Source organism: Streptosporangium sp. G12, from assembly GCF_052983175.1.
This window is the reverse complement of the sequence record NZ_JBRIQO010000004.1, coordinates 389,314-415,113: the sequence shown is the minus strand read 5'-3', so window position 1 is coordinate 415,113 and position 25,800 is coordinate 389,314. Positions and strand designations below refer to the sequence as shown.

Annotated in this window: 21 protein-coding genes and 1 pseudogene; 13 read left to right on the top strand and 9 right to left on the bottom strand. The window is 71.5% G+C overall.

The window, feature by feature from the left end:
• Positions 1 to 482: pseudogene (locus ACVCAG_RS09065) on the bottom strand (succinate--CoA ligase subunit alpha); the annotation flags it as partial.
• A 79-nt stretch (positions 483 to 561) separates the two neighbouring features.
• Positions 562 to 1,725 carry an ADP-forming succinate--CoA ligase subunit beta gene (gene sucC, locus ACVCAG_RS09060; RefSeq protein ID WP_447189717.1) on the bottom strand — a complete coding sequence of 388 codons (1,164 nt, stop codon included), beginning with the start codon at positions 1,723 to 1,725 and terminating at the stop codon, positions 562 to 564.
• A 99-nt stretch (positions 1,726 to 1,824) separates the two neighbouring features.
• Between sucC and ACVCAG_RS09055 the strand changes: the two genes are divergently transcribed.
• The 3 genes from ACVCAG_RS09055 (at position 1,825) to ACVCAG_RS09045 (ending at position 4,774) form a co-directional block, all read left to right on the top strand.
• Positions 1,825 to 3,147 carry an MFS transporter gene (locus ACVCAG_RS09055; RefSeq protein ID WP_447189716.1) on the top strand — a complete coding sequence of 441 codons (1,323 nt, stop codon included), beginning with the start codon at positions 1,825 to 1,827 and terminating at the stop codon, positions 3,145 to 3,147.
• Positions 3,148 to 3,274: 127 nt separating this feature from the next.
• Positions 3,275 to 4,024, top strand: coding sequence for an FCD domain-containing protein (locus ACVCAG_RS09050; protein WP_440083173.1), 750 nt, complete (start codon positions 3,275 to 3,277; stop codon positions 4,022 to 4,024).
• A gap of 561 nt (positions 4,025 to 4,585) precedes the next feature.
• On the top strand, positions 4,586 to 4,774 hold the full coding sequence (locus ACVCAG_RS09045) for a hypothetical protein (protein WP_440083172.1): 189 nt from the start codon (positions 4,586 to 4,588) through the stop codon (positions 4,772 to 4,774).
• A 55-nt stretch (positions 4,775 to 4,829) separates the two neighbouring features.
• On the opposite strand, the gene ACVCAG_RS09040 is transcribed toward ACVCAG_RS09045, so the two are convergent.
• From ACVCAG_RS09040 to ACVCAG_RS09010, 7 genes are all read right to left on the bottom strand, one after another.
• Positions 4,830 to 5,915: a TerC family protein gene (locus ACVCAG_RS09040; RefSeq protein ID WP_447189715.1), complete on the bottom strand. Its 1,086-nt coding sequence runs from the start codon at positions 5,913 to 5,915 to the stop codon at positions 4,830 to 4,832.
• Entirely contained in the window at positions 5,912 to 6,427 is a 516-nt protein-coding gene (locus ACVCAG_RS09035; protein WP_440083170.1) for a hypothetical protein, read from the bottom strand. Before ACVCAG_RS09035 ends, ACVCAG_RS09040 begins: the two co-directional genes overlap by 4 nt.
• 10 nt (positions 6,428 to 6,437) lie before the next feature.
• A complete protein-coding gene (locus tag ACVCAG_RS09030; protein ID WP_440083169.1) occupies positions 6,438 to 7,844 on the bottom strand; it encodes an Nramp family divalent metal transporter in 1,407 nt (468 codons plus the stop codon).
• A 170-nt stretch (positions 7,845 to 8,014) separates the two neighbouring features.
• Positions 8,015 to 10,150 (bottom strand): acetate--CoA ligase family protein, encoded by a 2,136-nt coding sequence (locus ACVCAG_RS09025; RefSeq protein ID WP_440083168.1) that lies wholly within the window; start codon positions 10,148 to 10,150, stop codon positions 8,015 to 8,017.
• Positions 10,150 to 11,373: a formyl-CoA transferase gene (frc, locus tag ACVCAG_RS09020; RefSeq protein ID WP_440083167.1), complete on the bottom strand. Its 1,224-nt coding sequence runs from the start codon at positions 11,371 to 11,373 to the stop codon at positions 10,150 to 10,152. The genes ACVCAG_RS09025 and frc overlap by 1 nt, the downstream gene beginning before the upstream one ends.
• A 10-nt stretch (positions 11,374 to 11,383) precedes the next feature.
• The gene (locus ACVCAG_RS09015) at positions 11,384 to 13,075 is read right to left on the bottom strand and encodes a thiamine pyrophosphate-binding protein (RefSeq protein WP_440083166.1); all 1,692 of its coding nucleotides are present in this window, start codon (positions 13,073 to 13,075) and stop codon (positions 11,384 to 11,386) included.
• 78 nt (positions 13,076 to 13,153) lie between these two features.
• The gene (locus ACVCAG_RS09010; RefSeq protein WP_447189714.1) at positions 13,154 to 14,587 is read right to left on the bottom strand and encodes a molybdopterin molybdotransferase MoeA; all 1,434 of its coding nucleotides are present in this window, start codon (positions 14,585 to 14,587) and stop codon (positions 13,154 to 13,156) included.
• A gap of 72 nt (positions 14,588 to 14,659) precedes the next feature.
• Here ACVCAG_RS09010 and ACVCAG_RS09005 point away from each other — a divergent pair, with 72 nt between their 5' ends.
• From ACVCAG_RS09005 to ACVCAG_RS08960, 10 genes are all read left to right on the top strand, one after another.
• On the top strand, positions 14,660 to 15,649 hold the full coding sequence (locus tag ACVCAG_RS09005) for a 2-dehydropantoate 2-reductase (protein WP_440083164.1): 990 nt from the start codon (positions 14,660 to 14,662) through the stop codon (positions 15,647 to 15,649).
• Positions 15,650 to 15,695: 46 nt separating this feature from the next.
• A complete protein-coding gene (locus tag ACVCAG_RS09000; RefSeq protein ID WP_440083163.1) occupies positions 15,696 to 17,630 on the top strand; it encodes a molybdopterin-dependent oxidoreductase in 1,935 nt (644 codons plus the stop codon).
• A 7-nt stretch (positions 17,631 to 17,637) separates the two neighbouring features.
• Entirely contained in the window at positions 17,638 to 19,740 is a 2,103-nt protein-coding gene (locus ACVCAG_RS08995; protein ID WP_440083162.1) for an NAD(P)H-dependent oxidoreductase subunit E, read from the top strand.
• Positions 19,737 to 20,708, top strand: coding sequence for a 2Fe-2S iron-sulfur cluster-binding protein (locus tag ACVCAG_RS08990; RefSeq protein ID WP_440083161.1), 972 nt, complete (start codon positions 19,737 to 19,739; stop codon positions 20,706 to 20,708). Before ACVCAG_RS08995 ends, ACVCAG_RS08990 begins: the two co-directional genes overlap by 4 nt.
• The gene (gene fdhD, locus ACVCAG_RS08985; protein WP_440083160.1) at positions 20,701 to 21,534 is read left to right on the top strand and encodes a formate dehydrogenase accessory sulfurtransferase FdhD; all 834 of its coding nucleotides are present in this window, start codon (positions 20,701 to 20,703) and stop codon (positions 21,532 to 21,534) included. Before ACVCAG_RS08990 ends, fdhD begins: the two co-directional genes overlap by 8 nt.
• Positions 21,535 to 21,866: 332 nt before the next feature.
• A complete protein-coding gene (locus tag ACVCAG_RS08980) occupies positions 21,867 to 22,847 on the top strand; it encodes a metal ABC transporter substrate-binding protein (protein ID WP_447189713.1) in 981 nt (326 codons plus the stop codon).
• 36 nt (positions 22,848 to 22,883) lie between these two features.
• On the top strand, positions 22,884 to 23,636 hold the full coding sequence (locus tag ACVCAG_RS08975) for an ATP-binding cassette domain-containing protein (protein ID WP_440070210.1): 753 nt from the start codon (positions 22,884 to 22,886) through the stop codon (positions 23,634 to 23,636).
• Positions 23,633 to 24,466: an iron chelate uptake ABC transporter family permease subunit gene (locus ACVCAG_RS08970; protein ID WP_440083158.1), complete on the top strand. Its 834-nt coding sequence runs from the start codon at positions 23,633 to 23,635 to the stop codon at positions 24,464 to 24,466. Before ACVCAG_RS08975 ends, ACVCAG_RS08970 begins: the two co-directional genes overlap by 4 nt.
• A complete protein-coding gene (locus tag ACVCAG_RS08965; RefSeq protein WP_440083157.1) occupies positions 24,463 to 24,870 on the top strand; it encodes a transcriptional repressor in 408 nt (135 codons plus the stop codon). Before ACVCAG_RS08970 ends, ACVCAG_RS08965 begins: the two co-directional genes overlap by 4 nt.
• Before the next feature lie 243 nt (positions 24,871 to 25,113).
• Positions 25,114 to 25,662, top strand: a complete 549-nt coding sequence (locus tag ACVCAG_RS08960; RefSeq protein WP_344748104.1) for a CGNR zinc finger domain-containing protein — start codon at positions 25,114 to 25,116, stop codon at positions 25,660 to 25,662.
• Positions 25,663 to 25,800: the final 138 nt, after the last annotated feature.

Genomic DNA, 25,800 nt, shown 5'->3' with positions numbered 1-25,800 from the left:
CCCGACTTCGAGACCAGGCCGATGCGGCCGGCGCTGGTGATGTCGGCCGGGATGATCCCCGCGTTGGAGGCGCCGGGACTGATCAGCCCCGGGCAGTTGGGGCCGATGATCCGGGTCCTGCCGCCCGCCGCCCGGGCGTGCGCCCAGAAGGCCAGCGTGTCGTGGACGGGGATGCCCTCGGTGATGACCACGCAGAGGCCGATCCCCGCGTCGACGGCCTCGATGACCGCGGCCTTGGCGAACCTCGGCGGCACGAAGACCACCGAGACGTCCGCCCCCGTCCGGGTGATCGCCTCGGCGACCGTGCCGAACACCGGCACGTCCCGCTCGGCGAAGTCGACCGTGCCGCCGCCCTTGCCGGGCGTGACACCGGCGACCACGTCGGTGCCCGCCGCGAGCATCCTGGCGGTGTGCCGTCTTCCCTCCGCGCCGGTCATGCCCTGCACGACCACCTTGCTGTGGCCTGTCAAGAAGATCGCCATGCTTGCCACTCCCTCTCCGTGCTCACGTGCCCTCCGTGGGCGGGACCGGCGGGCTCGCCGTGTCCGATGGTCGGCCCGCTCATGCCGCGGCGAGCCTGGCCGCCTCCTCGGCGGCGCCGTCCATGGTGGTGACCTGGCGGATCGCGGGGTGTCCGGCCTCGGTGAGGATCCGGCGGCCCTCCTCGGCGTTGTTGCCGTCGAGCCTCACGACGATGGGGCGGCTCAGGCCGCGGTCGCCGAGCAGCCCGAGCGCGGAGACGATGCCGTCGGCCACCGCGTCGCAGGCGGTGATGCCGCCGAAGACGTTGACGAGGACCGACCTGACGTCGGGGTCGGAGAGGATGATCTCCAGGCTGTTCGCCATGACCTGCGCGGACGCCCCGCCGCCGATGTCGAGGAAGTTGGCCGGGCGGACCCCGCCGAAGCGCTCCCCGGCCTGGGCGACGACGTCGAGGGTGCTCATCACCAGCCCCGCGCCGTTGCCGACGACCCCGACGCGGCCGTCGAGCTTGACGTAGTTGAGGCCCTTGGCCCTGGCCCGCGCCTCGAGGCCGCCGTCGCCGGGCCCGGCGGCCAGGGCCGCGTGCTCGTGGCGGAAGGCCGCGCCCTCGTCGAGGCTGACCTTGCCGTCGAGGGCGAGGATCGCGCTTCCCGCCGTCCACACCAGGGGGTTGACCTCGACCAGCAGGGCGTCCTCCTCCACCATGACCCGCCAGAGGCGGACCAGCACCTCGGCCACCGCGCCCTGGAGATCTGGGGGGAAGCCCGCCCGGGCCACCAGCTCGCGCGCGGCGTCCTCGTCGATCCCGGTCAGTGGGTCGATCGGCATCTTGACCAGTGCCTCGGGCCGGGTCGCGGCCACCTCCTCGATGTCCATGCCGCCGTGGACGGAGGCCATGGCGAGGAAACACCGGTTGGCCCGGTCGACGAGGTAGGCGACGTAGTACTCCTCGACCGGGATCGTGGCCGTCTCCACGAGCACGGTCTCGGCGATGTGGCCCTTGATGTCCATGCCGAGGATCTGCCGGGCCTCCTGCTCGGCGGAGTCGGGGCCCGGGGCGGGCCGCACGCCCCCGGCCTTTCCCCGTCCGCCGGTCTTCACCTGAGCCTTGATGACCACCGGGACCCCGAGGCCGGCCGCGATCGCGCGGGCGCCCTCGGGAGTGGCCACGACCTCGCCGGTGGGGACGGGGACCCCGTGCCGCGCGAAGAGCTTCTTCGCCTCGTATTCGAACAGGTCCACGCGACCTCCCTGGATACGGTTCTTGTAGACGGTATACCGTATGGAAATCTAGCCGTCCAGGCCTCGACAGGGACTCCGGTGACGGATATTCCATACGGTATGGAGAAGACGCAGCTCGTACGAGACTGGCGGGGACGCGATTACCTCGTCGGCGACACCCCGCAGGATCTGATCAACCGTCCCCGGTCGTGGATGTTCTGGCTCCCCTGGGCCGCCATGGCCTCCATCGGCGCAATGCAGTACGGCTACGCGGCGGCGGTGCCCGCCCTGGCGCAGGCGCGCGGCTGGCCGCTCGCCTCGGCCCTGGCGCCACTGGCCGTCTGGATCGTCTGCCAGGCCGCCGTCGCCCTGCCCACCGTCCTGCTGCTGCGGCGCGGCGCGCTCGGGATCCGCGTCGCGCTGTGGGCCGGCGCACCGCTCAGCGCCGCGGCGCTGCTCACGACGGCCTTCGCCCGCGACCTCCCCACGGTCCTCGCCGGCTACGCCCTGCTCGGCGGCGTGGGCGCCGGCCTGGTGTACGGCTCGTGCACCGAGGCCGTCGCCCGCTGGTACCCCGAGCGCCCGGCCGCGAAGGTGGGCTTCACCACCGGCGCCTTCGCCTACGGCACGGCCCCGCTCGCGGTGGCGGCTGGCCTCTACGGGGCCGCGGGGAACACGGGGAACACGGGGAGCGCGCTCCAGCCGCTGTTCGCCGTGGCGGCGGTCGTCGCACTGGTCACGGTGGGCCTGGCGGCGACCTTCGTCCGCCTGCCGCCGCCGCACTGGTGGCCCGCCCACATCGACCCGCGCGCCTGGGCCGACGACCGGACCGCGCTGCGCAGGGAGCCTCGGGCCGTACGCCAGTTCTCCCTGAGCCAGGCGCTGCGGACGGGCTCACTCCCCACCCTGGTGTCGATCCTGGTCTGCGCGGGAGCGGTCTCCATCTTCGACGTGGTCGCGCTGGCGACCTTCGGCGGCCTCTTCCCCTGGGCGGCGGTGGCCCTGCTCCTGGTGCTCAACGGCGTGGGACGCGCCTGTGCCGTGCTCGCCGCCGAGGTGACCGGGCGGGGGCGCACGCTCAGCGCCGTGCTGGCCCTGCTCTGCCTGGGGCAGCTGCTGCTGGCCTGGGGGGCGGTGACCGGATCGGCCGTCATGATCCTGGTGGCGACGGTGCCCGCCGGCCTGGGCGGGGGCGCGTTCTACCCGCTCATCGCCAGCCTGGTCCGCGAATACTTCGGCGAGAGGCACACCGCCTCGATCCACGGCGTGGTCTACAGTGCGAAGGCGGTCGCCGGGCTCGTCGGGGTCGGCCTCACCGCTTGGGCCCTGACCTCTTCCGGCCACGCCGCGGCGTTCTTCCTCGCCGCGGGCCTGGTGCTGGCCGCCGCGGCCCTCAGCGCCACGCTGCGCCAGCCCGGCCATCCGGTCACGCTTCCCGGATGAGCGATGATGTGATCAGGCTCACCACGGACACCCTGTCCGAAACTGTATACTGTAGGCAGTCGACAACAGACAATGGGCTGGCCGGACGAGGGGCCGCCATATTTTCTCATCCTGGAGCTGAAGAGACATGGTGCGGTCGGAACTGGCGAACTCGGGAGCGGCGCCCAAGATCCCGCGCCCGACCACTCTCCGGGAGAGCGTTTTCGAGGCGATCCTGGAACTCATCGTGAACGGGAGCCTCAGTCCCGGCCAGCACCTCGCGGAGAGCGAGCTCGCCGAGCTGCTCGGCGTGTCGCGCCAGCCGGTCCGCGAGGCACTGCAGATGCTCAGCGGCGAGGGCTGGGTCGATCTCCGTCCCGGCCACGGGGCGTTCGTCCACGCGCCGACCGTGCAGGAGGCCGACCAGCTGCTCGCCGTACGCGCCCTGCTGGAGACCGAGTCGGCGCGGCTGGCCGCGCTCAACTCGGACGCCGCGGGCGTGGCCCGGCTGCGCGAGGTGTGCGCGCGCGGGCTCCGGGCCCTGGAGGCGGACGACATCGACACCTCGGTGGCGGCCAACTCCGAGTTGCACGCGCTGGTCACCGAGCTGTCCGGCAACGCGGTGCTGGCCGAGCTGGCCTCGCAGGTCTCCCGCCGCGTGCGGTGGTATCACACGCCGGTGGCCCGCCAGCGCGGCCGGGACTCCTGGGAGGAGCACGACCAGCTGATCAACGCCATCGAGGCACGCGACGAGATCAGGGCCGCGGAGATCATGCGCGACCACACCGAGCACACCCGCTCCTCCTACCTGGAGCAGCGAGCCTCGGAGCCCGTCGAGCCGGAGGAGCCCGCGCCCGCCACCCGCCGCCGGCGCCCGCGCTCACTCAGCGCGAGCTGACCCTCCGTCCTCTCGGCGCGCGCCGACCCTCCCGGGCCGGCACGAGCCGATCACGACTCCTTCCCCTCCTGCTCGCGCCGGTCCGATCCGGCGCGAGCCATCCCCTCCCGTACGGGTTCGGCGCCGGCTCGATCCGGTGCGGGCCGATCGCCGCGACCCCTCTCGTGCCGGTCTGATCCGGCACGAGAGGATCTCGCGCGTCCCGGTCCCGGAGGGCGCGTCCGGGGAGGCACGTCAGAAGCACGTCCGGGAAAGCACGGAGGAACCCGTGCGGACCGGCACCCGAACCTCCGCGGACCGGCGTCGGCGAATCGAACGAACCGGCGGCGGATAATCCGGTGGATCGGCACCCGCCAATCCGTACGGTCCGGTAACACCCAATCAGTACCGGCCGGAAAAGCGCGGACGCCCCGCGCGGACCCGCAAGGAATCAGCCCCTCCCGGGCCTTTCCCGCATGGTTCGAGCAGCTCACGGGCCAGTTGACACAGAATTCACGACTCGCCCGTTTGAGTGAAACACCCAGGGCAGATACTTGAAGAAAGAATTGGTGGTGATGATCGATGAGAGCGTTTCTCAACAGGTTCCGTTTTCTCATCTCCGCACCGGTGGGCCATTCCGCCGACGGCCGGATGATGGGGCTCGGCCTCGCGACGGCCATGCGGAAGTACGGCTCGGCGGAGAACGCCGAGCGCCATCTGCGTCGCTGGGCGACCGAGCAGCGGACCGACGGGATCGACATTCCCAAATGAGCGAGCGGGAGGTCCCCACCGGGGAGACCACCCGCTCGCGACGGCCGGCCGCGCCTCAGCCGTCCGCGTGCGCCTCGCTCCGCCTCGCGGCGGGGTCGGCGGGGTCGAGGGCGTCGGAGGAACCGGGAGGGTCGGCCACCGGGTCCGTGGAACCGGCGGCCGGATTCTCCGCGGAGCCGTTCTGGTCCGCCGGCGTGCGACCGCGGTCGCTTCTCGACTTGAGGAGGCTGGCCACGGTGGTGACGGCCAGCGTGCCGACGATGACCCCGAGGGAGACCAGGATGGGGATCTCCGGGGCCCAGGAGACGCCGTCGTGGTGCAGGGCCTCGAAGATGAGCTTGACGCCGATGAAGGCCAGGACGATCGACAGGCCCTTGCTGAGATAGACCAGGCGGTCGAGCAACCCGCCGATCAGGAAGAACAGCTGCCGCAGCCCCATCAGCGCGAAGGCGTTGGCGGTGAACACCAGGTAGGGCTCCTTGGTCAGCCCGAAGATGGCCGGGATGGAGTCGAGGGCGAACAGCAGGTCCGTGGTCCCGATCGCCACCATCACGATCAGCATCGGGGTGACGGCACGGCGGCCGTCGACCATCACGGAGAGCGACGAGCCGTGGTAGTTCTCCGTGGTGGGAACGACCCGCCTGACCGTGCGCAGCGCGATGTTCTCGGAGAACTCCGCCTCCTCCTCCTCATGACCGATGAGCTTCCACGCGGTGTAGATGAGGAAGGCACCGAAGATGTAGAAGAGCCAGTCGAAGCGGGTCACCGCCTCCGCCCCGGCGGCGATGAAGGCGCCGCGCATGACGAGTGCCAGGACGATGCCGATCAGGAGCACCTTCTGCCGGTAGCGGTCCGGCACCGAGAAGCGGCTCATGATCAGCAGGAAGACGAACAGGTTGTCGACGCTGAGGGAGTACTCGGTGATCCAGCCGGCGAAGAACTCGCCGCCGTACGACGGCCCCGTGACCACCAGCAATCCCACGCCGAAGGCGATGGCGAGCGACACGTAGAAGATCACCCAGAACGTGCACTCGCGGAACGTGGGCTTTCGCGGATTGCGCGCCACGAGGTAGAAGTCGATGGCGAGTACGAGGCCGAAGCCGGCGATCGTGACCAGCCACACCCAGGTGGGAATGTTCAACGCGCTCCTTTCCGTGCGCGGCGGCGTTCCTTGGCGAGCCACAGCGCCTCAGCGTGCTCGACGTAGGCGGCGAGGAGTTCGCGCGCCCGCGGATTGCGCTCTCTCAGGCGCATCAACCAGTGGGGCATGAGCCTCTCGTGCAACCAGAGGAAGCCGATCGCGAAGCCGAGGCTCACCATGGCCTGGTAGGCCAGGAATCCCGCCACCCCGCCGGGCAGGCTGACGTGACCGAAGACGGCCAGGCCGGTGATCGTCTCCTGGAACAGCCGGGCCAGGGGGAAGCCGGCCAGCCAGTACAGACCCGCGGGGGCGAACAGCCCCGGTCTGAACAGGTTCTGGCCGAGCAGAATGGAGTATCCGGCCCCGAGGAGGCCCAGGGGAAGGGCCAGCGTCACCGCGGAGATCGCGGCCCAGCCGGCGGGCTGCCCTGCGAGCAGGGTCAGCCCCCCGGCCATGGCGCCGGCGACGGCTCCGATCAGCGCCCCGGGAAGGGCGAGTTCAGCTTGTCGCATCGGCACGGTCTCAGCCCACGACCACACCGAAGGCGAACAGGCTGTAGAGCAGCATCCCCAGATAGAAGACCGCCCCGAAGCCGATGATCAGGTTGGTCCAGATCTTCGGCCGGATCGGTTTGGGCAACATGCGGTTGTTCACCAGCAGGAGCGTCACGCAGTAGGCGCCCATGGCGAACGTGGACAGGAACGCCAGCGTGTCGAGAATCCCGCTCGGGCCGTCGGCCGGGCCGAACAGCAGGATCAGGATGCCGAACGCGATGACGCCCCACAGGAAGGCGGCGTACAGGCGGGACATCCCGAGCTTCTTCGCGCCGCGCACGAAGTGGAAGCTCATGTCCGCCTGACCCCGGGAGAAGGAGTCGAACAGGCCGAGGGTGGCGTTCAACCCGATCAGCGCGATGAATCCGAGGAAGACCCCGCCCAGCACCGAGCTGCCCGCCGAGGCGAAGGAGTCGGCCATCGCGTTCAGCGCCGCCTCCCGCTCCCCGGACTCGATCACGGCGCGGACGCCGGGGGTGTTCCTCGCCGCCGCCTGCGCGATCACCGTGAAGGAGACGGTGACCAGCATCGTGATGCCCCAGAAGAGCAGGAGCGCGTCGAAGGTGACCCAGCGCCGCCACCCCTTCCACTTGCGCATCTCCTCGGGGTTGTCGGTGTCGAACATGAAGCCGCGCGAGGGCATGGCCTCTTCCTCGCCGGCGTGCCGGAGACCGCGGACGGCGGGGATGTGGGCACCCATGCCGGCGCCGGAGTCACGCAGGTGCAGGGTGTACCACATCTGCTGCATTCCGGACGGTCCGGCGAAGGCGATCGAGCCCACGATCACCGGGAACCAGGCCTCCGAGAGCGCCTGCTGCGGCAGGTAGCCGAAGGCGAACATCCCGGTGACCGTGCTCGTCACGTCGCCCCAGGTGCCGACCATGGCCGCCACCACGGCGGTCCCGACGACGAGCGTGCCGATCAGGATCGACAGCACGTTCTCCAGCAGGTTGTAGATCACCTTCGCCAGGCTGAAGACGACGCCGACGAGTATCAGCCCCGCGACGGCTGTGATCACCCATGGAACGCCGGTGATCTGCTCGAAGGCGGCGGCCCCCGCGGACAGATGCCCCGGCCAGATGTAGACGAGGATCGCGACGACGAAGAAGAACCACATCAGGGGCTTGAAGACCCGGGCGGCGCCGAAGAAGATGCTCTCCCCCGTCGCCATGGCGTATCGGGCCATCTCCAGCATGACCACGGCCTGGAGGGTGACGCCGATGAGGAACAGCCACCGGATCTCCGGTCCGAACAGCAGGACCAGCCGAGGCCACATGTACGACTCGCCCATGCCCACGCCGAGCGCGACGAGGAACACCGTCGGCCCGAGGATGTGGATCGACGGGGGAGCGTCGGGCAGGGTGCGTATGGGCATCGGCTCCAGCCCGCCCGCCCGCCATACTTTTTCTTCCTGGCCGGATGCGGCGGCGGCTTCGCCGGGCTCCGCTGCAGCCGGTGTTCTCGATGTGTCCACCTGCGGACCTCCTGGGGGGTTGGTTGATCCTGCGAGTGCCCCGATTCGCCCCCTCGCTCATGAGGCGCGGCTCAGCCGCGCAGCAACCCTGCGGCCCTCGCCCAGCGATACTTGGCACCGAGCACGGCCACGGGCTTCTCCGTGGTGTACGGGTAGGCGATCACCCCGTTCGCGAAGAGATGGTCACAGGCCTGCTCGACCTCGGTGTCACCGGCCAGCGAGGCGACCACGGGCTTGTCGTTGCCCTTGGCCCGCTCCTCGGCCACGACCCGCGCGACCAGCTCGGCGAAGACCATCGGCGGGGTGACGATCGTGTGCCAGTAGCCGATCACCAGCGCGTGCACGCGGGGGTCGGTCAGGCCCAGCCTGATGGTGTTCTCGTAGGTGCTGGGCGGTTCGCCACCGGTGATGTCGACGGGGTTGCCCGCCGCCCCGAAGGGCGGGATGTAGGCGCGGAAGGCCTCGTCGAGATCCGGCGGGATCTCCATGAGGGTCAGTCCGTTGTCGACGCAGGCGTCGGAGAGCAGCACTCCCGAGCCGCCCGCCCCGGTGATGATGACGACGTTCTCCCCCTTGGGCGCGGGCATCAGCGGCAGCGCTCTGGCGTACTCGAGCATGTCGTTGAGGCCCGGGGCCCGCACGACGCCCGCCTGGCGGAGGATGTCGTCGTAGACCTTGTCGTCGCCGGCCAGCGCTCCGGTGTGCGAGCCCGCGGCCCGCGCGCCCATCGCGGTGCGCCCGGCCTTGAGCACGATCACCGGCTTCTTGGCGACCATCCGCTGGGCGGCCTCGACGAACCCGCGCCCGTCCTTGAGGTCTTCCAGGTGCATGGCCACGCAGTTGGTGTTGTCGTCCTGCTCGAAGAAGGTGAGCAGGTCGTCCTCGTCGACGTCGGCCTTGTTGCCGACCCCGACGATCGCCGAGACGCCCATCCCGGTGGTGCGGCTGAAGCCGAGGATGGCCATGCCGATGCCACCGCTCTGCGAGGTCAGCGCGACCCCGCCCTTCACGTCGTACGGCGTGCAGAACGTGGCGCACAGGTTTTCCGGCGTGTAGTAGTAGCCGTAGATGTTGGGGCCGAGCATCCGCATGCCGTGCTTGCGGGCGATCTCGACGATCTCCTGCTGGCCCTCGACGTTGCCCGTCTCGGCGAACCCGGAGGGGATCATGATGGCTCCCGCCACCCCCTTGCGCCCGGCCTCCTCCAGTGCCGCGGGCACGAACTTGGCCGGGATGGCGAAGACCGCCACGTCGACCTCGCCCGGCACGTCGGCGATGCTGGGGTAGGCGGGCAGCCCGAGGATCTCCGGGGCCTTCGGGTTGATCGGGTAGATGTGGCCCCGGTAGCCGCCGTTGATCAGGTTGCGCATGACCGAGTTGCCGATCTTGCCGGTCTCGCCGGAGGCGCCGATCACCGCGACGGCGCGCGGCTTGAAGATCCGGTTCATCCCGGCGAGGATCTCCTCCCGCGAGAGGCGGGCGGGCGCGGCGACGGGGTCGGCGTCGAGGAGGATGCGCACGTCGGCGGCCGTGGCCCCGTCGGCGGTGGCGAAGACGGGGTTCAGGTCCACCTCCGCGATCTCGGGGAAGTCCCCGACGAGCGCGCCGACCCGCTCGATCATGTTCGCCAGCGCCCCCCTGTCGGCCGCCTCCGCACCACGGACACCACGGAGCACCTCCGCCGCCCTGATGTCGTCCAGCATCCCGAGTGCATCATCACCCGAGAGGGGGGCCAGCCGGAAGGTCACGTCCTTGAGGACTTCGACGAGCACCCCGCCGAGCCCGAAGGCGACGACCTTGCCGAAGGTCTGGTCGGTGACCGCGCCGATGATCACCTCGTGCCCGGCACCGACCATGGCCTGCACCTGGACGCCGTCGATCGACGCCTCCGGGTCGTACGAGCGCGCGGAGGCCAGGATCCGGTCGTAGCCGGCGCGCACCGCGTCGAGGTCGGCCAGGCCGACGAGCACCCCGCCCGCCTCGGTCTTGTGCAGGATGTCGGGGGACACGATCTTGAGCACCACGGGCAGGCCGATCTCCCCGGCGAGCGACACCGCCTCCTCGGCCGAGGTCGCCACCCCCTCACCCGGGGTCGAGATGCCGTACGCCTGGCAGATCCTCCTGCCCTCGGGGGCGGTCAGCGCGGTGCGGCCCTCGGCACGGGCCTTGTCCAGCACCTCGCGTACGGTGGCCTGGTCATGCGCCATCAGATGACTCCGTTCGTCTTCAGCTCGGCCAGCTCGTCGGCGGACAGGCCGAGGCCGGCGTAGATCTCGGTGTTGTGCTCGCCGAGCAGGGGCGGTGCGGTGACGTCCACCGGCGAGTCCGACAGGTGCAGCGGGCTGCCGACCGTCACGAAGGAGCCGCGCTGGGGGTGGTCGACCTCGACCAGCGCGCCCTCCCGCCGCAGGCTCTCGTCCTCCAGCAGCTCCTTGGTGGACAGGATCGGGCCGCAGGGGATGTTGGCGGCGTTGAGCAGGTCGAGGACCTCCCACTTGTCGCGGGTGATGCTCCACTCCTCGATGAGCTGGAACATCTTGTCGAGGTTGGGAAGGCGCGCCTCGGGAGTGGCCCACTCGGGGTCGTCGGCCAGCTCGGGGCGGCCGATGATCCCGGCGAGCGGTGCCCAGCCGACCGGCTGCACGATGACGTAGATGTAGTCGTTGGGCCCGCCGGGGGCGCACCGCACGGCCCAGCCGGGCTGGCCGCCGCCCGAGGCGTTGCCCGAGCGCGGCACCTCGTCGCCGAAGGTCTTGTTGGGGTACTCCGACAGGGGCCCGTGTCCGAGCCGCTGCTGGTCACGGAGCTTCACCCGGCACAGGTTGAGCACCGCGTGCTGCATGGCCACCTGGACGCGCTGGCCGCGCCCGGTCTGCTCGCGCTGGTAGAGGGCGGCCAGGATGCCGGCCACGGCGTGGATGCCGGTGCCCGAGTCGCCGATCTGGGCGCCGGTGGCCAGCGGCGGGCCGTCCTCGAAGCCGGTGGTGCTCATCGAGCCGCCCATCGCCTGGGCGATCACCTCGTACGCCTTGAACTTGGCGTAGCGTCCCGGGCCGAAACCCTTGATCGAGGCGTAGACCAGCCGCGGGTTGAGCTCCTGGATCCGGTCCCAGGAGAACCCCATCCGGTCCACCGCGCCGGGCCCGAAGTTCTCCACCAGGATGTCGGAGTCGCGCAGCAGCTCGGTGAAGAGCTGCTTGCCGCGCTCGCTCTTCATGTTGAGGGTGATGCTGCGCTTGTTGCAGTTCAGCATCGTGAAGTAGAGGCTGTCGACGTCGGGGACGTCGCGCAGCTGCTTGCGGGTGATGTCGCCGGAGGGCGCCTCCAGCTTGATCACATCGGCGCCGAGCCAGGCCAGGAGCTGCGTGCAGGACGGACCCGACTGCACGTGGGTCATGTCGAGGACGCGGACACCTTCCAGTGCCTTCATGGGGTCCCCCTCACTTGTACATGGTCTGGTTCATGGTTCCGGGCGCGTAGACGTCCGGATCGACCCACACGTTGATCAGGGCGGGCTTGCCCGACTCGCGGGCACGCTCCAGCGCGGGCCTGATGTCGGCGGGGTCCCTGACCTCCTCGCCGTGGCCGCCCAGCATCCGGGCGAACTCGTCGTATCTGACGTCGCCGAGGGTGTTGCCGACCCGGCCGCGGTTCTCGCCGTACTTGGCGGCCTGGCCGTAGCGGATCTGGTTCATCGACGAGTTGTTGCCGATGACGCCGATGAACGGCAGGTCGAAGCGGACCATCGTCTCGAAGTCCCAGCCGGTGAGGCTGAACGCCCCGTCTCCGAAGAGGCAGAGCACCTCCTTGTCGGGCCTGGCGTACTTGGCCGCCATGGCGAAGGCGACGCCGACGCCGAGGGTGCCGAGCGGCCCGGGGTCCATCCAGTGCCCGGGCGACTTGGGCTGGACGACCTGACCGGAGAAGGTGACGATGTCGCCGCCGTCGCCGATGTAGATGGTGTCCTCGGTCATGAACTCGTTGATCTCGTGGACCAGGCGGTAGGGGTCGATCGGCTGCGCACCGGAGAGCTGGCGGGGCAGCCGCTTCTCGTAGGCCGCGGTCTCGACCGCGCGCAGCTCCTCCAGCCACTCCTTGCGCCGGGTCGCGCCGTTCTCGACACGGCCCGAGGCGGCCTGGGTGGCCGCGGCCAGGATCAGCCCGGCGTCACCGACGATGCCCAGGTCGACGTCGCGGTTCTTGCCGACGGTGCGGTAGTCGAGGTCGATCTGGACCACCGTCGCCGAGGGCGACAGGCGCTTGCCGTAGCCCATCCGGAAGTCGAACGGGGTGCCGACGATGATGATCAGGTCGGCGTTGGTGAAGGCGTAGCGCCGGGAGAGCTGGAAGTGGTGCGGGTCGCCGGGGGGCAGCGTGCCGCGGGCCGAGCCGTTCATGTAGGCGGGGATGTTGAGGGCGCGGACGAAGTTGATCGCGTCGTCGGTGCCCCGGGTGGTCCAGACCTGGCTGCCCAGCAGGACGCAGGGCTTCTCCGCGTGGGCCAGCAGGTCGGCGAGACGCTCGACGGCCTCGGGGTCTCCGGCCTGGCGTACCGAGGCACGGTAACGGCCCGCCTCGGGAATGCGGGCCTTGGAGAGCGGGACGCTGGCGTCGAGGACGTCGCGCGGGATCTCCAGGAAGGACGGCCCGGGAGCGCCGTGGTAGCACTCCCTGAAGGCCATCGAGACGATGTCGGCCACCCGCTCGGTCGAGGGGACCGTGGCCGCGAACTTGGTGATCGGGGTCATCATGTCGACGTGGGGCAGGTCCTGCAGCGAGCCCATCTTGTGCTGGCTCAGAGCCCCCTGCCCCCCGATGAGCAGCATGGGGCTCTCCGCCCTGAAGGCGTTGGCCACGCCGGTCACCGCGTCGGTGGTGCCCGGCCCCGCCGTCACGACCGCGCAACCCGGCTTGCCGGTGATCCGGGCGTAACCGTCGGCCGCGTGCGCCGCCACCTGCTCGTGGCGGACGTCGATGACCTCGATGCCCTCGTCGACGCAACCGTCGTAGATGTCGATGATGTGGCCGCCGCAGAGCGTGAAGATCACATCGATCCCCTCCGCCTTGAGCGCCTTCGCCACCAGGTGGCCTCCGGAGATGGTTTCCGGCGCCGTGTCCGCTGGCTGGGTCATTCTGGTGGTCCTCTCGATTGTGTTCTCCATACTGCATACCGTATGAGGGCAATGGTTACCCCCGGGGTCCAGGGATGTCTAGACCCTTTGTGCGGGCAGTGGGACGAGCTCGACCGGCTCGCCCCCCCACCCGGGCGGGACGACCGCGAGCGCCTCGGCGAGCGCGGCCCCCCACAGCGATCCCGGTCGGTCGTGCCCGACGGGCACCGCGCCGCGTCCGCCGCGCCGCACCGCGACCATGCGGGTGTCGGTGTGGTGGGGTCGTACGTGACCGGTCAGCGCGGACCGCTCGCGCGGGGCCTCGGGGCCGCCCGCGAGCGCCCGGACCGCCGGGGCGAGCAACGTCAGCGCGGCGACCAGGGCGGCGTAGGGATTGCCCGGCAGCCCCGCCACCAGGCGCCCGCCGGGGAGCCTGGCGAGGAGTTGCGGATGGCCGGGACGCACCGCGACGCCGTCGACGAGGATCTCCGCCCCGAGCCCGGCGAGCACCGCCCTCAGGTGGTCGGCGGGCCCCTTCGACGAGGCGCCGCAGACCACGATCACCTGGCCCGGCGGACCGTCCGGGGTCCCCGCGAGCGCGACGGCCAGCGCCCGCGCCCCGTCGGGCAGCCACCGCGGCGCCTCGGTGCGGCCGCCCGCCCACTCGATGAGCCCCGGCAGCATCGGACCGATCGCGTCGCGCACCCGCCCCGGGCCCGGCAGCCCACGCGTCACCACCTCGTCGCCCGTGACCAGCACGGACACCAGCGGTCTGGGCCGTACGCGGAGCACGTCGTGCCCGAGCCCTGCCGCCAGGCCGAGGACCGCGGGCGTGACGGCCGAACCGGCCGTGAGCACCACGGTCCCCAGCGGGCAGTCCTCACCGCGCCGCCGGATGTGCCTGCCGGGCTCGACCGCCCCCGCCGGGGCCGACACCCACTCGCCGGCCGGCTCGCCCGCCGGCCACGGCTCCCCGCCCCGCGGCGCGAACCGGCCGAGCGGCGGCGCGAACCGGCCCGGCGGCACGGATCGGTCCGGCGGCCCGCCCCCGGGGACCGGTCCGGCCCCCGGCGCCCCGCCGGTCCGTACGGCCAGCTCGTAGGGCAGCACCGCCTCGGCCCCCTCGGGCACCGGGGCACCGGTGGCGATCTCCACCGCCGTGCCGGGCGCGAGCGCGGCCCCGAAGGGCGCGCCCCCGGCCAGCACGAGGCCCGCGATCCGCCAGGGTGGATCACCCGCGACCGCGTAGCCGTCCATCGCGGCCACGTCGGCGCCCGGCACCGGGACGAGGGCGTGCAGCGGCGCGGCCAGGCGGCAGCCGTACGCCAGATGGAGGGGGAGGTCGACCGGGGGGAGCGGCCCCGCGGCGGACGCGGCGACCCGGCGGGCCGACTCCCACGGGAGCGTCTCCGCGGGGGCGCCGCGGTGCGACGCTCCCTCGGTCGGCCCGCCGGGTCGCGGCGGGGGCTGCGAGGGCGTGGTGCCCGGATCGCGGGACGGGGCTTCGTGGACGGTGGATCGGGGGACGGCCATCGGCGGCTCCTTGACCGGATTTTTTCCATACTGTATACCGAATGCACTATGGACGCGAGGACGGAGCCTCTTGTGAAAGTCGCTGTTCTTGGCGCCGGCGCCATCGGCGCCTACGTCGGCGCCGCCCTGTGCAGGGCGGGCGCCGAGGTGCATCTGATCGCCCGCGGAGAGCACCTCGCGGCGATGCGCGAATCGGGAGTGCGCGTGCTGAGCCCGCGCGGAGACTTCACCGCCCACCCCCACACCACCGACGACCCCCGCGAGGTCGGCCCGGTGGACCACGTCTTCCTCGGCCTCAAGGCCAACTCCTACGCGGCGGCCGGGCCCATGATCCGGCCGCTGCTCCACGAGACCACCGGCCTCATCGCGGCCCAGAACGGCATCCCGTGGTGGTATTTCCACCGGCTGCCCGGCCCCTACCAGGGCCACGTGATCGAGAGCGTCGACCCCGGCGGGGCGGTCACCGCCGCCCTGCCGCTGGAGCGCGCCATCGGATGCGTCGTCTACGCGGCGACGGAGATCGAGGCGCCCGGCGTGATCCGCCACCTGGAGGGCACCCGCTTCTCCATCGGCGAGCCCGACGGCTCCCTCTCCTCACGCTGCGTCGACTTCAGCGCCGCCATGATCGAGGGCGGGCTGAAATGTCCCGTCGAGACGGATCTGCGGCGCGACATCTGGATCAAGCTCATGGGCAACATCGCCTTCAACCCGATCAGCGCGCTCACCCGGGCGACCATGGCGGGCATCTGCCGTCACCGCGGGACGCGCGACCTCGTCGTCACCATGATGCGCGAGACCGTCGACGTGGCCCGCCGGGTGGGCTGCGAGCCGGACATCTCAATCGAGCGCCGGATCGCGGGCGCCGAGCGGGCGGGGGAGCACAAGACCTCCACGCTCCAGGACCTGGAGAAGGGCAAGCCCCTGGAGCTCGACGTGCTCCTCGCCGCCGTTGTGGAACTGGCCGACCTGACCGGCGCCGAGGTGCCCACGCTACGGGCGATCCACGCGGTCGCCGACCTCCTGGACGAGCGGGTCCGGGAAAACCTTGCCGCCGCCAGTTAATACGACATACCGTAGACTGTATACAGGACTGTCGAAAGGATGGGGTATGAAGAGGGACCGCGGGGACCGCGCCGAGCACTACGACCGGCTCACCCATCCCCTTGTCCGTGAAGACGGCGTGCTGCGCCGCGCCACCTGGGACGAGGCGCTGCAACGGGCCGCGGAGGGCTTCCGGCGCAATGTCGAGCAACACGGGCCCGACTCCTTCGCGATGCTGTCGTGCGCCCGTTCCACCAACGAGATGAACTACGTGGGCCAGAAGTTCACCCGGGTCGTGATCGGCACCAACAACGTCGACTCCTGCAACCGCACCTGCCACGCCCCGAGCGTGGCGGGCCTGTCCGCGGCCTTCGGCAGCGGCGGCGGCACCTCCTCCTACCAGGAGGTGGAGGACGCCGACGTGATCCTGATGTGGGGCTCGGCGGCGCGCAACGCGCACCCGATCTTCTTCCACCACGTGCTCAAGGGGATAAGGAAGGGCGCCCGCATGTTCGCGGTCGACCCCCGCCGCACGGGCACCGCCGAGTGGGCCGACCTCTGGCTGGGCCTCAACGTGGGCACCGACATCCCGCTCGCGCACGCGGTGGCCCGGGAGATCATCCACGCGGGGCTGCACAACGCCTCGTTCATCGAGCGCGCCACCGAGGGCTTCGAGGAGTTCGCCGCCTCGGTCGAGCCGTGGACGCTCCCGGTGGCCGAGCAGGTCACCGGCGTGCCCGCGGCCGCCATCCGGGAGCTCGCGCACGCCTACGCCAGGGCCGACCGCGCCCAGCTGTGCTGGACGCTCGGCATCACCGAGCACCACAACGCCACCGACAACGTGCGCGCCCTCATCAACCTGGCGCTGCTCACCGGCCACGTCGGGCGCTACGGTTCGGGCCTGTCCCCCCTGCGCGGCCAGAACAACGTGCAGGGCGGCGGGGACATGGGAGCCATCCCCAACCGGCTGCCCGGCTTCCAGGACATCCTCGACCCGGAGATCCGCGTCAAGTTCGAGCAGGCGTGGGATGCACCCATCCAGCCGCGCTACGGCCGCAACCTCACCGAGATGCTGGAGGGGATGGCCGAGGGCGAGGTCACCACCTGCTACCTCATCGGGGAGAACCCGGTGCAGTCCGAGGCCGACTCGCTGAACTGCGTCAAGCGGCTCAGCATGCTCGACCACCTGGTCGTGCAGGACATCTTCCTGACCAAGACCGCCCAGATGGCCGACGTGGTGCTGCCGGCGGGCGCGGCCTGGTGCGAGAGCGAGGGCACCTTCACCAACAGCGAGCGGCGGGTGCAGCGGGTCCGCAAGGCGCTCCAGGCTCCGGGCGAGGCCCGCGACGACATCTGGATCCTCTGCGAGCTGGCCCGCCGCCTGGGCCACGACTGGAACTACACCGGTGCCGAGGAGGTCTGGGACGAGCTCCGCGCCCTCTCCCCCGCCCACACCGGCATGACCTACGACAGGCTCGACAAGCTGCAGGGCATCCAGTGGCCCTGCCCGTCGGAGGACTCCCTCGAACCGCCCTTCCTGCACGGGCGGCTCTGGGAGAGCGACCCGGCCCGGCGGGGCAGGGCCGCGCCGTTCGCGGTGCTCGAACACTCCCCGCCGGTCGACCTGCTCGACGACGAATATCCCCTGCGGCTCACCACCGGCCGCCGTCTCGACTCCTACAACACCGGCGTGCAGTCGTCCGGGTTCGCCTCGCCGCTGCGCAGGGGCGAGAACATCGAGCTGTCCCCCGAGGACGCCGCGCGGCTGGGGGTGAGTCCCGGCGAGGAGGTCAGGATCAGCTCCCGGCGCGGCTCGGTCGTCGCCCCCGTCCACATCGACCCGGCCCTGCGTCCCGGCCTGGTCTTCATGACGATGCACTTCCCCGACGAGGTCGACACCAACTCCCTCACCATCGAGGCCACCTGCCCGATCGCGGGCACCGCGGAGTTCAAGGCCGCCGCCGTGCGCGTCGACAAGCTCGTACCCGCGAAGGCCGGGTGAAGGGGGCGTGGATCTCCGGTTCAGTGACGCCCGGCCTTCGGCCGAGGAACGCGCCGCCGTCGACGCCTTCCTCGGCGCCCCCGCGACGGGCTGGGAGGGCGGCGCCCGCTCGGACGACGACCTGCGGATCGCCGTCGGCGGACACGAGGCCCGCAACAGGCGCGATCTCCTGCTCCCCGCGCTGCACGCGGTCAACGACAGGATCGGGTGGATCAGCGAGGGAGCCCTCGACTACATCTGCCGCCGCCTGACCGTGCCGCCCGCCGAGGCGTACGGGGTGGCGACCTTCTACTCGCTGTTCTCCGTGAAGCCGCGACCGGCGCGGGTGCTCCACGTCTGCACCGACCTGGCCTGCCAGGCGCGCGGCGCCGACGCGGTGCGGCGGAGCACCGAGGAGAGGCTCGGCCCGCCCGGCATGTCCTGGCAGCCGAGCCCCTGTCTCGGCCTGTGCGAGCGGGCACCCGCCGCACTGGCCCTGCAGGCCGGTGAGTTCCCGGGGGCGACCGTGTACGGCCCGGCCGAACCGGCACCGGCCTCCACCGGTGGCGCGAACGGACACGGCGGCCCGGACGGGGGCGGCGCCAACGGAAGCGGCGCGGCCAACGGAGCCGGCCGGGCCCACGACACCGGCGACGCGAGCGGCACGGGCGACGTCGGCAACGCGGGCGACGCTCGTGCCGCGGAGGGCGCCGACGGCACGGGCGGCACGGGCGACGCCGACCACGCGGACGGCACGAGCGGCGCCGGCGGCGCGGGCGACGCGAGCAAGGTGAGGGACCTCAGCAAGCTCGGCGGTCTCAGCGGCATGGACGCCACCGGCGGCCCCGCCCTGGCCGAGCGTGCGGAGCCCCCCGCCGAGCACGCCGTCCCGCAGGCGGGCGACCCCTCCCTCGTGCTGCTGCGCCGGGTGGGCGTCGTCGACCCGGCGAGCCTGGACGACTACCGGGCCGAGGGCGGCTACACCGCGCTGCGCGAGGCCGTCAGGATCGGCCCCGCCGGTGTCATCCGCGAGGTGCTCGAATCCGGTCTCGTCGGGCGGGGCGGGGCGGCGTTCCCCACCGGGCGCAAGTGGGAGGCCGCGGCCCGCCAGCTCGACCACCCCCACTACCTGGTCTGCAACGCGGACGAGAGCGAACCGGGCACCTTCAAGGACCGCGTGGTCATGGAGGGCGACCCGTACGCGCTGGTGGAGGCGATGACCATCGCCGCGTACGCCACCGGCTGCCCCAAGGGCTACCTCTACATCCGCGGGGAGTATCCCCGGGCGATCAGCCGGATGGCCCACGCCATCGAGGTCACCCGTGCGCGCGGCCTGCTCGGGGCCGATGTCATGGGGCAGGGCTTCGCCTTCGACATCGAGATCAGGCGCGGCGCGGGCGCCTACATCTGCGGCGAGGAAACCGCGATCTTCAACTCGATCGAGGGCTTCCGCGGCGAGCCGCGCAGCAAACCGCCCTTCCCCGTGGAGAAGGGCCTGTTCGGCAAGCCCACCGTGGTCAACAACGTCGAGACCCTGGTCAACGTGCTGCCCATCCTGGCCGGCGGGGCGGCCGCCTACGCGGCGACCGGCACGGAGGGCTCGACGGGCACCAAGCTGTTCTGCGTCTCGGGCACGGTCGCCAGACCGGGCGTCTACGAGCTGCCGTTCGGCGCCACCCTGCGCGAGCTCCTCGACCTGTCCGGGGGCGCGACCGGGCAGCTCCGGGCGGTGCTGCTGGGCGGCGCGGCCGGCGGATTCGTCCGCCCGGACGAGCTCGACGTCCCGCTGACCTTCGAGGGCACCCGGGCGGCCGGCACGACACTGGGTTCGGGCGTGGTCCTGGTGCTCGACGACAGCGTCGACCTGGCGCACATCCTCGTGCGCATCGCGGAGTTCTTCCGCGACGAGTCGTGCGGGCAGTGCGTGCCCTGCCGGGTGGGCACCGTGCGGCAGGAGGAGGCGCTGCACCGGCTGCGCCGCAGGCCCACCTCCGGTGACATCGCGCTGCTGCGGGAGGTCGGCCAGGCCATGCGCGACGCCTCGATCTGCGGGCTCGGCCAGACCGCCTGGAACGCCGTCGAGTCGGCCATCGACCGGCTGGGCGTCTTCTCCCCCTCGGAGGCATCATGAGTGTTCCCCTGCAGCCGCCCCGGCGGCTGATCGAGATGACCGTCGACGGCGACCCGGTCCGGGTGCCGGAGGGCTCGACCGTGCTGGACGCCTGCTCGGCGGCGGGCAAGGACATCCCGACCCTCTGCTACGGCGACACCCTCACCCCGAAGAACGCCTGCCGGGTCTGCGTGGTCGAGGTCGAGGGCGCCCGTACGCTCGCCCCCGCCTGCTCGCGCAGGGCCGAGCCCGGCATGGCCGTCGGCACCGCGACCGAGCGTGCCCGGCACAGCCGCAAGATCGTCCTGGAGCTGCTGGCCTCGACGGCCGACCTGTCCACCACACCACGCGCGGCCGAGTGGATCGAGGAGTACGGCGCGCGGCCCGACCGCTTCGGCGAGGAGGCCGCCACGGTCGCGCAGCCCGCGAAGGTCGACAACGACCTCTACGTGCGCGACTACTCCAAGTGCATCCTCTGCTACAAGTGTGTCGACGCCTGCGGCGACCAGTGGCAGAACAGCTTCGCCATCTCGGTCGCCGGGCGGGGCTTCGACGCGATGATCTCGACCGAGCACGACGCCCCGCTCACCGACTCCGCCTGCGTCTACTGCGGCAACTGCGTGGAGGTCTGCCCCACCGGGGCGCTGTCGTTCAAGAGCGAGTTCGACATGCGTGCCGCGGGCAGCTGGGACGAGTCCCGGCAGACCGAGACGACGACGATCTGCAGCTACTGCGGGGTCGGCTGCAACCTGACCCTGCACGTGCAGGACAACCGGATCGTCAAGGTGAGCTCGCCGCACGACAACCCGGTCACCCACGGCAACCTGTGCATCAAGGGCCGCTTCGGCTTCCAGCACGTCCAGAACGTGGCCACCTCGGAGGACACGATCCCCCTCTCCGGCCCTGCTTCCGTACCCGCCTCCGTACCCGTCCCCGGTTCCGCCTCCGGACCTGTCCCCGGCACGCGGACGGCCTCCGCCGATGGGTAGGGTCACCGTCAAGCGCCGGGTCCTGCGGCTGCGGGAGGCCGCGGCCGCCCACCGGGTCGACGTGCTGGCGGCCGAGGAGCCGCTGGAGATCCGGCTCGACGGACGGCCGCTCACGATCACCATGCGCACGCCGGGCGACGACTTCGACCTGGCGGCGGGCTTCCTGGTGAGCGAGGGGGTGGTCACCTCCGCCGAGGAGGTCACCGCGATCCGCTACTGCGCGGGCGCCACCGCCGACGGCGCCAACACCTACAACGTGCTCGACGTCAGGCTGGCCGCGGGCACCTCCCCGCCGGCGACCTCCCTGGAGCGCAACTTCTACACCACCTCCTCGTGCGGGGTGTGCGGCAAGGCCTCGCTCGACGCGGTCCGCACGGTCGCGAAATGGCGGGTGGACGGCGATCCCGCGCCGGTGACGGCCGAGGTGATCGCGGCGCTGCCCGACCGGCTTCGCGCGGCGCAGCGGGTGTTCGACCGGACCGGCGGCCTGCACGCCGCGGGCCTGTTCACGCTCGGCGGCGACGTGCTCTGCGTGCGCGAGGACGTGGGCCGGCACAACGCGGTGGACAAGCTGGTGGGCTGGGCGCTGCGCGACGGGCGCCTGCCGCTGGCCTCGACCGTGCTCATGGTGTCGGGACGCGCCTCCTTCGAGCTGGTCCAGAAGGCGGTGATGGCCGGTATCCCGATCCTCGCCGCCGTCTCGGCCCCCTCCTCGCTGGCCGTGGAGCTGGCCGCCGAGACGGGGCTGACACTCATCGGGTTCGTCAGGGGCAGCTCGATGAACGTCTACACCGGGGAAGGACGCGTCGGCCTGGTCCCCGGCTGAGCCCGGGCCGCACCTCCCGGCTACCAGCGGGGCCGGGCGCCCGCACTCTCGGGCGCCGCGGCCCGCCGAAAGCCGGGAGGTGCGGCCCGGATCCTCTCCGCCGGGCCGGGATCACCGCGTTCCCCCACCACCGACCGCCGAGGCCGGAGAGCGGCGGCTCCCCGGCCCGGCGACGAGAGCCCGGCCCGCGATACTCGCCCCCTTCGCCGGCCGGGCTCTCTGACGCCCGCCGTCCGGAGGCCCGCCGTCCGAAGGCCTCCCGTTCCCGGTCGCGGGCATCGCGCGAGACCCGACTTTGACAACCATTTTCATTTACGCGCATACTAGCTAGCATGATGTCCGAGTCCTCCCGACGTATCCGCATACGTAATGCCAGCCTGGCCGCGTCCGCCGTCCTCCTCGCCGCCGTCACCGCCTGCGGTGCCGAGGCCGGCTCGACCACCGGCGGCTCATCCGGGGAGGCATCGGGCGTTTCCGCGGACGGGAAACCCGCCGTCACCGCGGCCATGTATCCCCTGCAGTGGCTCGCCGAGCGGGTGGGCGGTCCCGACGCGACCGTCGCCGGCCTGACCAAGCCCGGCGTCGAGCCGCACGATCTGGAGTTGTCCCCGCTCCAGGTGGCCGGGCTGGAGAAGACGGGGCTCGTCGTCTACATCAAGGGCGTCCAGCCCGCGGTGGACGAGGCCGTCGAGCAGCACGCCGCCGACCGGGCCTTCGACGCGGCCACCTCGGTCACCCCCCTTCCCGCGGTCGCGGAGGAGGAGGACCACGGTGAGGAGGGGCACGACCACGAGGAGACCGGTCACGACCCCCACCTCTGGCTCGACCCGGCCCGCTTCGCGACGGTCGCCACCAAGCTCGGCGAGAGGCTGGCCACCGCCGACCCCGCGCACGCGCAGGGTTACCGGGACCGCGCCGCCGCCACCGCCGCCGACCTCACCACCCTGGACGGGGAGCTGGCCAAGGGCCTGGCCACCTGTTCCTCGGACGCGATCGTCACCAGCCACGCCGCTTTCGGCTATCTCGCCGACCGCTACAAGCTGCACCAGATCGGTATCAGCGGCCTCGACCCCGACGGCGAGCCCTCTCCCGCTCGCCTCGCTGAAGTGGCAAAAGTGGCCAAGCAGGAGAAAGTAACTACGATTTTCACCGAAACCCTCGTCAGCCCGAAGGTCGGCGAGATTCTCGCCCAGGAGGTCGGTGCGAAGACCGCGGTCCTCGATCCGGTGGAGAGCCAGCCGTCGAACGGCGACTACCTGTCCGCCATGCGCCAGAACCTCTCCACACTCCAGGCAGCCCTCGGCTGCTCGTAAAGGCCACACGTGACATCCAGCAAAACGGTTTTCACCATGAACGGCGGCCAGGTCAACCTGGACCGCCGTCCGGTGCTTCGCGGGATCGACCTGTCCGTCGAGCCCGGTGAGGCGGTGGCGGTGCTCGGCGCGAACGGATCGGGAAAGTCCACCCTCATCCGCGCCCTGCTCGGCCTCATCCCCCTCTCCGGCGGCGAGACCCTCCTGTACGGCAGGCCGCCCGCCCGGTTCCGCGAATGGTGGCGGATCGGCTACGTACCCCAGCGGCTCTCGGTGGGCGGGGGTGTGCCGACCACGATCCGCGAGGTCGTCGCCTCCGGCAGGATCGCGAGGCAGCGCCGGCTGCGCCCGACCGGCGCGGCCGACCGTGAGGCGACCGGCAGGGCCCTGGCGGCCGTCGGGCTGGCCCACCGCGCCTCCGATCCGGTGCAGGCGCTGTCCGGCGGGCAGCAGCAGCGGGTGCTGATCGCCCGCGCCCTCGCCGGAGAGCCCGACACCTTCGTCATGGACGAGCCCACGGCGGGCGTCGACTCCGAGAGCCAGCTGCTCCTCGCGGAGACCCTGTCCACGCTCGTCGCGCAGGGCAAGACGGTCCTGCTGGTCGCGCACGAGCTCGGCCCGCTGGAGCCCCTGATCACCCGGGCGGTGGTCCTGCGGGACGGGTACGTGTGTCACGACGGCCCGCCACCCCAGGCGGTCGGCACACACGCGCTGCCCGGCCACGACCATGTGCACCCGCACGCCGAGGAGGAGCCCGTGAGCCCGCTCGACTGGAGGCCCGCCTCGTGATCGAGCTTCTGCAGTTCGACTTCATGCAGCGGGCGCTGATCGCCGCTCTCCTGGTCGGCCTGGCCGCCCCCGCCATCGGCACGTTCATGGTCCAGCGCCGCCTGGCCCTGCTGGGCGACGGCATCGGGCATGTCGCGCTGACCGGCGTGGCCCTGGGCTTCCTGACCGGAACGGCCCCGGTGCTGACGGCCGTGGTGGTCTCGATACTGGGCGCCGTGGCCATCGAACTGGTCCGCGAGCGCGGCAGGACCAGCGGGGACGTGGCGCTCGCCCTGCTGTTCTACGGCGGCATCGCCGGAGGTGTGCTGCTCATCTCGCTGGCTCCCGGGGGGAGCAACGCCACGCTGATGTCCTACCTGTTCGGCTCGATCAGCAGCGTCGCCGTCGAGGACGTGTGGGTGATCGGCCTGCTGGCGGTGGCGGTGCTCGGCGTGGTGACCGTCTTCGGGCGGGAACTCTATGTACTGTGCCAGGACGAGGAGGTCGCCAAGGCCAGCGGCCTGCCGGTCCGCTTCCTCAGCCTGCTGATCGCCGTGACCGCCGCGCTGACCGTGGTCATCGCCATGCGCGTCGTAGGATTGCTTCTGGTGAGCGCGTTGATGGTGGTACCGGTGGCGACCAGCCAGCAGCTCACCCGGGGGTTCGTGAGCACGATGTTCCTTTCCATGTTGTTCGGGATGATCTCCACGGTCGGTGGCCTGACCTCCTCCTTCTACATCGAGGTCCCGCCGGGCGCGATCATCGTCATCGTCGCTCTCGCGGGGTTCGTCCTCGCCCTCGGGCTCGGTAGATTCGTACGTCGAAGCCGACCTCAGGAGTCCAGCCCATGAGCAACAGGCGTGACGCCGTCCACGCGATCCTCCGCCAGAGCGAGGGGTTCCGCAGCGCGCAGGACGTCTACGCGGAGATGCGCGCGGAAGGCGCCAAGATCGGACTGACCACCGTCTACCGGGCGCTCCAGGCGCTCGCCGACACCGGTCACGTCGACGTGCTGCGCACCGACGACGGCGAGTCGGTCTACCGGGCGTGCGCCAGCGGCGACCACCACCATCACCTGGTCTGCCGCAGGTGCGGCCGCACGGTGGAGGTGGCCGGGCCCGCGGTGGAGCGCTGGGCCGAGACCGTCGGTTCCGAGCACGGCTTCACCGAGATCACCCACACGGTGGAGATCTTCGGAACCTGCGCCTCCTGCGCCACCGCCGCCAAACCGCTCCGCACACCGAGCCGCGCCTGACCGCGCCCGAGCGGACACCCGGGCGCGACGGAGCACACTGTACGAGGAGACTGTTTTCAGGACGCGGCGTACAACATCACGGCTCACCAGGACATGCTTCACGGAAAGCCTCGTCGCACGGGCCGCGCCACGGTGACGGGTGCCCGGGAGGGGGCGCCGGAGGTCCACGGGAGAGATACGCTTCCGACACGGCGAGCCGCCGTACGCGCCTCCACGTTGCAATCGCCTCCTACAGGAGTCAACATGCCATTCGGACATGACATGGTGCACTCACTCGCCACCGCGGTCGACCTGGTCAACACCTCCCCTTCCACCGGAGGCGAGGACACCCTGACCGACCTGAGGAAACTCGGCGACTTCGTGGCGCGCTGGGAGGTCAGCGGGATCGGCGAGCTGGACGCCGCCGACCTGACCCAGGTGCGCGCGCTGCGCGAGGCCTTCCACAAGGTCTTCACCGCCCCGGACCAGCCCACCGCGGTCATCCGGCTGAACACCCTGCTGAGCGGGACCCGCATCACCCCGCGCCTGGCGGAGCACGACGGCCACCCCCTGCACGTCCACTACTTCGCGCCGGACGCCTCGCTCCACGAGCACCTCGCGGCCGACATCGGGGTCGCCCTGGCCCACCTGCTCGTCGAGGGCGAGTGGGAGCGCCTGCGCACCTGCTCGGCACCCGACTGCGACCACGTCTTCGTGGACGAGTCACGCAACCGCTCGCGGGTCTACTGCGACAGCCGCACCTGCGGGAACCGGATGCACGTCGCCGCCTACCGCGCCCGGCGCCGGGCCTGACGTCGCCCTCCACTGATACCTGTTGACCGAGTAGGTAATGCGGGTAGGTTGTGACGTGACTCGGTGCGCGGCTTCGTCCACGAGGTGGAGACCGGCCGTCCGCGCGAGGTCAAGGCCTGAGCCGAGGCGACGCGGAGG

Bases quoted from the DNA above. Each gene is read 5' to 3' on its own strand.
- ACVCAG_RS09055 (WP_447189716.1), top strand. From the start codon at position 1,825: ATGGAGAAGACGCAGCTCGTACGAGACTGGCGGGGACGCGATTACCTC.
- ACVCAG_RS09050 (WP_440083173.1), top strand. From the start codon at position 3,275: ATGGTGCGGTCGGAACTGGCGAACTCGGGAGCGGCGCCCAAGATCCCG.
- ACVCAG_RS09045 (WP_440083172.1), top strand. From the start codon at position 4,586: ATGAGAGCGTTTCTCAACAGGTTCCGTTTTCTCATCTCCGCACCGGTG.
- ACVCAG_RS09035 (WP_440083170.1), bottom strand. From the start codon at position 6,427: ATGCGACAAGCTGAACTCGCCCTTCCCGGGGCGCTGATCGGAGCCGTC.
- ACVCAG_RS09030 (WP_440083169.1), bottom strand. From the start codon at position 7,844: ATGCCCATACGCACCCTGCCCGACGCTCCCCCGTCGATCCACATCCTC.
- ACVCAG_RS09025 (WP_440083168.1), bottom strand. From the start codon at position 10,150: ATGGCGCATGACCAGGCCACCGTACGCGAGGTGCTGGACAAGGCCCGT.
- frc (WP_440083167.1), bottom strand. From the start codon at position 11,373: ATGAAGGCACTGGAAGGTGTCCGCGTCCTCGACATGACCCACGTGCAG.
- ACVCAG_RS09015 (WP_440083166.1), bottom strand. From the start codon at position 13,075: ATGACCCAGCCAGCGGACACGGCGCCGGAAACCATCTCCGGAGGCCAC.
- ACVCAG_RS09010 (WP_447189714.1), bottom strand. From the start codon at position 14,587: ATGGCCGTCCCCCGATCCACCGTCCACGAAGCCCCGTCCCGCGATCCG.
- ACVCAG_RS09000 (WP_440083163.1), top strand. From the start codon at position 15,696: ATGAAGAGGGACCGCGGGGACCGCGCCGAGCACTACGACCGGCTCACC.
- ACVCAG_RS08990 (WP_440083161.1), top strand. From the start codon at position 19,737: ATGAGTGTTCCCCTGCAGCCGCCCCGGCGGCTGATCGAGATGACCGTC.
- fdhD (WP_440083160.1), top strand. From the start codon at position 20,701: ATGGGTAGGGTCACCGTCAAGCGCCGGGTCCTGCGGCTGCGGGAGGCC.
- ACVCAG_RS08980 (WP_447189713.1), top strand. From the start codon at position 21,867: ATGATGTCCGAGTCCTCCCGACGTATCCGCATACGTAATGCCAGCCTG.
- ACVCAG_RS08975 (WP_440070210.1), top strand. From the start codon at position 22,884: ATGAACGGCGGCCAGGTCAACCTGGACCGCCGTCCGGTGCTTCGCGGG.
- ACVCAG_RS08965 (WP_440083157.1), top strand. From the start codon at position 24,463: ATGAGCAACAGGCGTGACGCCGTCCACGCGATCCTCCGCCAGAGCGAG.
- ACVCAG_RS08960 (WP_344748104.1), top strand. From the start codon at position 25,114: ATGCCATTCGGACATGACATGGTGCACTCACTCGCCACCGCGGTCGAC.